Origin of the sequence: Corynebacterium sp. HMSC074C05 (genome assembly GCF_001838325.1) — a bacterium.
Lineage (GTDB): Bacteria > Actinomycetota > Actinomycetes > Mycobacteriales > Mycobacteriaceae > Corynebacterium > Corynebacterium amycolatum.
This window is the reverse complement of record NZ_KV836288.1, coordinates 1-5,981: the sequence shown is the minus strand read 5'-3', so window position 1 is coordinate 5,981 and position 5,981 is coordinate 1. Positions and strand designations below refer to the sequence as shown.

Below are 5,981 nucleotides of genomic sequence, written 5' to 3'. Positions count from 1 at the left end.
TTCGCCGAGCTCCGGCATCTCAACGTCGGTAGCGGAACCGGAAGCGGCCTTCGGTGCTTCCTTCTTTGGCTCTTCAGCTTCTTCCTTCGGAGCCTCTTCCTCAGTCTCCTCTGCGGAATCGTCAGCGCCTTCCGGCTCTTCGCCCGGCTCGCCGACCTTTGCGATGACCTCGCCAACATCGACGGTGTCGTCTTCTTCAAAGAGAATCTCGGTGAGAACACCGGCGACCGGAGATGGAATTTCGGTGTCGACCTTGTCGGTGGAAACCTCGAGCAGTGGCTCGTCGACCTCGACGGTGTCGCCGACCTTCTTCAGCCAGGTGGTAATGGTGCCTTCGGTAACTGATTCACCGAGCTCCGGCATCTCAATAGAGGTCGCCATGTTTGTGCACTCCTCGAAAAGTTAAGAAATCTCATTTTAAGACGGTTATTACAAATTAGCTTACAGGTTGAAAACTCTGCTTGCCCCGTGGGCTGCGCCCGCTTTCGACTGGTGCGTGGAATAGCTCATTTCAGCCAGGATTCCAGCCGGGCGGGGTGCAGTCGGATGACCGGCTACTTCGTTGCCAAATCCTCAATCACAGAGAACATCGTCCGAACCGGAACACCAGTGCCCCGCTTCGGGGTATAACCATACTCCCCGGTGGTGTTGAAGGCCGGACCGGCAACGTCGATGTGAACCCATTCAACATCCTCACCAACGAATTCGCGCAGGTATGCAGCTGCAACGCTCATACCGCCAAAGCGAGAGTTCGTGACATTCCGCAGGTCAGCGACCGGAGACTTCAAGGCCTCTGCTAGCTCAACTGGAATCGGCATTGCCCAACCATTTTCACCAATGCTCTGAGACAGCTCTGCAACACGGTCACGGAACTCGTCGTTACCCAGGACGCCCGGGGTGCGCTCGCCAAGAGCGACCAGCTGCGCACCGGTCAGGGTGGCGGTGTCAATCAGGTGAGTCGGCTTGTCTTCGCAGGCGCGGACAATGGCGTCCGCGAGTACGAGGCGGCCCTCTGCGTCGGTGTTCAGAATCTCAATGGTCTTACCGCCGTACTGCGTAATGACGTCGCCCGGACGGTACGCCTTACCGCCCGGCATGTTCTCTGCCATCGGAACGGTTGCGGTCACCGGGGTGGAAACACCCAAACGGGCAGCCAGGACGACTGTGGCAATAACAGCCGCAGCGCCGCCCATATCGGAAATCATGTTCTCCATGCTGGCGCCCGGCTTCAGCGAAATACCGCCGGTATCAAAGGTGATGCCCTTACCGACCAGTCCCAGCGATTTCTCTGCCGACCCATCGCCCTTCCAGATCAGACGCACCAGGCGCGGCCCGCGCGAGGATCCGCCACCCACGGCATTGAGGCCTCCGAAACCGCCGGCGCGCAGAGCGTCGTCGTCAAGCACCTCGACCTCGAGTCCTGCGTCGCGGCCCAGCGCTGCAGCAGCGTCAGCAAACGTCTCGGGGTAGAGGTGCGACGATGCTGTATTGACGAAGTCACGCGCGGTGGCAACGGCATCCACAATCGCTGCAGCGCGCTTTACGACGTCGTCATCAGCGCCCAACACGACCACCTTCTGGGTGTCCTCGTTGCTTTCTTCGGCGCTCTTCTGGCCGGAGTAAGCGTAAGCGCCCAGTGCAAAGCCCTCGGCTGCAGCCTGCGGATCGATGGCGCCGAGAGTGTTGAAGACCACCTTGGCCTTGGACATACGGCGGGCAGCGGCACCGCAGGCACGGCGGATATCCTCTGCATCCAGGTCCTCAGAACCCACGCCAACGCCAGTGACACTGTCGACATCCAGGCCAGCGGGGGCCGGGATGGTGGTCACGGACTCGGCCTTAGCACTGGCGGAGACTGCCTCAAAGGAGGCGAGCAGCTGCTCTGCAACCGAACCGATGGCCTCGGGTGCGACCAGCTCGAGGCCATCCTCGCCGTCGATAAGCGCGACGAGAACCGCGTCGGCGTCCGCAGGCAGAGACTTGTCGGCAGCGATGACCACGCGAGTGCCGATAGCCGGCAGGTAATTGGACAAAACTGCAGCGTTACGAGAGGCGCCGAACTGCGTCGAATCATTGTTAGCGGGGACTGACATGTAGTTGCATCTCCTTGTAGTCGTACTATGTGGTACACCACCGTATCCCTATTTGCCGGTTCGTGTCCTTCACCCCTGGACAGCGGACCGACGAGACAGCGCCACGACTATTGGAATGTACCCGCGCCTAGTGCCCGCGACGCTGACATTAGCCTGACTAACACGGTCTTTCGGGGGCGAGTATTGATACGACTCGATCCTCGACGGTTTAGGATGAAAGACATGTCTGCTTTGGAATTTGCAATCGAACGTAACCCGAATCCACTCTCTGATGTCGAGCGCGAGGAGATTCTGGCCAACCCCGGTTTTGGTAAGCACTTCACCGACCACATGGTCCGGATTGACTGGACTGCAGACAAGGGCTGGCATGACGCCAAGCTGCAGGCATATGGTTCGATTGAAATGCAGCCGTCTTCTTCGGTCCTGCATTACGGGCAGTCGATTTTTGAGGGGCTGAAGGCGTATCGCATGCCGGATGGTTCCATTGTTACTTTCCGCCCGGAGCAGAACGCTCGCCGCTTCCAGCGCTCCGCTGACCGCATTGCGATGCCGCAGCTGCCGGAGGAGACCTTTCTCGAGGCAATCCGCCTGCTGGTTGAGGCCGATGCGGCATGGGTGCCGCCAGCTGGTGGCGAAGAATCCCTGTACCTGCGTCCAATCATGTTCTCCACTGAGAGCACCCTGGGCGTGCACCCGTCGAACTCTTACACCTTCCTGCTTATCGCTTCACCTGCTGGCGCGTACTTCTCCGGTGGTATTAACCCGGTGACCGTGTGGATCTCCCACGAGTACGTGCGTGCCGCGCCGGGAGGCACCGGTGCTGCGAAGTTCGCAGGTAACTACGCAGCTTCGCTGGCGGCTCAGCAGCAGGCAGAGGAAAAGGGCTGCGACCAGGTTGTGTGGCTGGACGCTGTCGAGCGCAAGTACATCGAGGAGATGGGCGGCATGAACCTGGCGTTCATCTACCCGGATGAGACCGCTGACGCTGGTGTTCGCCTGGTGACTCCAGAGCTGTCCGGTTCGCTACTGCCGGGCATTACCCGGGCATCGTTGCTGCAGGCTGCTCAGGATCTGGGCATGAATGTCGAGGAGCGTCGCATTTCCACCGAGGAATGGAAGAACGATGCCACTTCCGGTGTCATGAGCGAGGCATTCGCCTGTGGTACCGCTGCCGTCATCACCCCGGTCGGTTTTGTGAAGTCCGCTGAGGGGGAGTTTGAGATTAATAGCGGCAACACAGGCGAGTGGACTATGAAGCTGCGCGAGCGTCTGACTGGTATTCAGCACGGTGAGGTTGAGGACACCCACGGTTGGATTCACAAGCTCGTTGAGGCTTAAATTTCGGCGTAGGTCGGAAAAGATAATTTAATAGTGGTTACGAGAATTAGTACTTTCGCAGCCCCTGATCAGTATTTGCTGGTCAGGGGTCGCGTTTTTTGTTTTACTGGTTCCCCAAGAGCTGTGCGGTTTTCTCATGGTTCATTAATTGTTCAGATGGCATTTGTTTAGCCGTTAAAAACACCTCTAGCGTGACCGGGGTCACTGTGAAAAACTACCAACACGATTGATTTTTGTAGTTGGGAAAACAGTTTGAGGCGCTGTGATGGTGGTAGTTCAAGACTTTTTTAAAGATAGTTTTTCGTCAAGTAGTTCAAAGCGCCTAAGGGTAACCATCGTTGTCACTCTGTTGTTGGCTGCGTGGACGATTGGGTTTAGTGCGATTCCGGCTCCGGTGGCGGCAGCCCAAGATTCGCCTTCACCGTCCGGGGCGGAACAGCCCGCTCCTACAGGTGAAGGGGGCACGGGCGAAGCAAAAGCGGAGCTAATCATGGATCTGTCAGGCTCGATGCTTGCCGACGACGCCGGAGGTACCCGCCTCGATGCGGCAAAGCGCGCATCTACGGAACTGATTGACTCCCTCCCGGATGATGCGCTGCTTGGCATGCTGGTTTATGGCCAGCGCGAATCCAGCGATGAATCCAACCGCGAGCGTGGTTGCCAGGACATCGAGGTGCTGTCGCCGGTTCAAAAGGTTGACAAAGAAGGCCTGAAGAGCAGGATTGCCGGGTTGGAAGCTCAGGGCTACACGCCGATTGGCAATGCACTTCGTAAAGCGGCTGATGAGCTTGGTCCAGACGGTGAGCGATCAATCATCTTGGTTTCCGATGGTATTGACACGTGCGCACCGCCACCGGTGTGTGAGGTTGCGAAAGAACTGGCGGGGCAGGGCGTTGGCCTGACCATTCACACCGTGGGATTCAAGGTCGATGAAGAGGCTCGCGCTGAGCTTGAGTGTGTTGCGCAGGCAACTGGCGGTCAAAGCATGACTGCTGATGATGCCACCCAGCTGGCAGATCACATGAAGTTCTTGACTCAGCGGTCAGTGCAGGGCTACGAAACCACGGGTACTCCGTTCGAGTTCTCCGAGACTAAGGAGGACGCGAAGTGGCTCGGCGAGGGCAAGTACCAAACGACGCTGGTGCCAGAGGTCGCCCAGCACGATCGCACCCCGCTCTACTACCGAATCTCAGTGCCGAAGGGGCACAACGCGATTGTTACCTCAAAGGTTCTAGCGAATATCGATGCTGAGGGTAAGGGGCAGCAGGATGTCCGAACTGAAGTTGACGAAATCATCAATGAAACCGGCGGAAAATGCCAGGACGACGGTCGCATGGGGTCGCTGACAGGCGCCGAAGCTAGTGCCGATTCGTGGACTCCAACTTCGGCTGATGCAAGCATTCTTGAATGGGATAGCGACCGCATCGAATCCAGTTGTGATCAAACCAAGTGGCTCGTCGCAAACAACGTGTGGGTCTATGACAGCGAATCAGTAGCGGACTATCGTGATGAACCCGTGAAGGTCGAGGTTAGCGTTCAGTTTGAGCCAGTGTTGAAGAAGCAGGAGGCTGACAAGCTCAATGAAGGACGGTATTCCTCCGGCGACAAAGCCTACAAGAAGGCCACTTTTGGGGAAGCCAAGCCCGTAAACGGTGGCAATAACGCAGCTCAAGCCCCGGAAGTCAAGTCTGGGGACACTATCTCCGACACAATCGTTCCCGGTGAGCAGAAGTTCTACAAGATTCCCGTCGAGTGGGGTCAGCGACCAGTGATTGCTGCCCGTACTGGAAATTCGGAGCGCGATAATGCCGATTCCATGGGCGTTGCTCTGTTGAATCCATTCGAGGTTTCCGTGGCGGATGGAACAATGCACTTTTATCAGGATTCCGAGGACCTGAATTTGGCAACAGATCGTCCGGTCGAATACAACAACCGAAGTACCAATGTTGGCGGACAATCTATAGCCAACGCCGGCTATTACTACGCGACTGTCCGAATGGCTAACTATCGCCCGGATGAAGAGGTCAGTGGTATCGATCAGCCGTTCCAGCTCGCATTCCTCCTGGACAACAAGTCAACTAAGGGGCCTGACTGGCGACCGACCGACAAGAACGGCCCGACTCCATCCGATAAGCCGATTCTGGCCAAGGGTGAGTCGGAAAAGGATTCGTCTAAGGAATCTTCGGAAGATGCCTCGAAGGAATCTGACTCCCCGGATACGGATTCTCAGGCATCCGCATCCTCGTCGGACATAGAGGACGAGGGTATGAGCCCGCTGGTCATTGGCACCGTTGTGGCAGTGGTCGCCGTGTTTATCGGCATCGTAGGCGCAATCGTCTACCAGAACAAGAAGCGCCAGGAGTAAACAAACCGTAAGCTCAGGAAACTCCTGAGCAGGAGGGGCTAACCCGCAAGAATGTGTCCGCTCGGCATATCGCCGGGTGGGCACACTTTTTCTGCTTAACCCCAAAACTGACAGCCCAAGAATGATACTTACAGGCCAAGAATGATGGGCTGCAGATGTGAAACTGTGCGAGTTTATGACACTTT

4 protein-coding genes are annotated in these 5,981 nt (G+C 57.2%); 2 read left to right on the top strand and 2 right to left on the bottom strand.

All coding sequences use genetic code 11. The annotated features are described in order from the left end of the window. On the bottom strand, window positions 1–381 hold a 381-nt coding region (locus HMPREF3042_RS10975), incomplete at its 3' end, for a biotin/lipoyl-containing protein (protein WP_305764138.1). Between the two features lie 173 nt (window positions 382–554). Then, entirely contained in the window at window positions 555–2,093 is a 1,539-nt protein-coding gene (locus tag HMPREF3042_RS04690) for a leucyl aminopeptidase (RefSeq protein ID WP_070856248.1), read from the bottom strand. A gap of 222 nt (window positions 2,094–2,315) precedes the next feature. On the opposite strand from HMPREF3042_RS04690, the gene HMPREF3042_RS04685 reads away from it, so the two are divergent. Together HMPREF3042_RS04685 and HMPREF3042_RS04680 are read left to right on the top strand one after the other, a co-directional pair. Next, entirely contained in the window at window positions 2,316–3,431 is a 1,116-nt protein-coding gene (locus HMPREF3042_RS04685) for a branched-chain amino acid aminotransferase (RefSeq protein ID WP_070856246.1), read from the top strand. A 490-nt stretch (window positions 3,432–3,921) separates the two neighbouring features. Then, entirely contained in the window at window positions 3,922–5,796 is a 1,875-nt protein-coding gene (locus HMPREF3042_RS04680) for a vWA domain-containing protein (RefSeq protein WP_168168128.1), read from the top strand. Window positions 5,797–5,981: the final 185 nt, after the last annotated feature.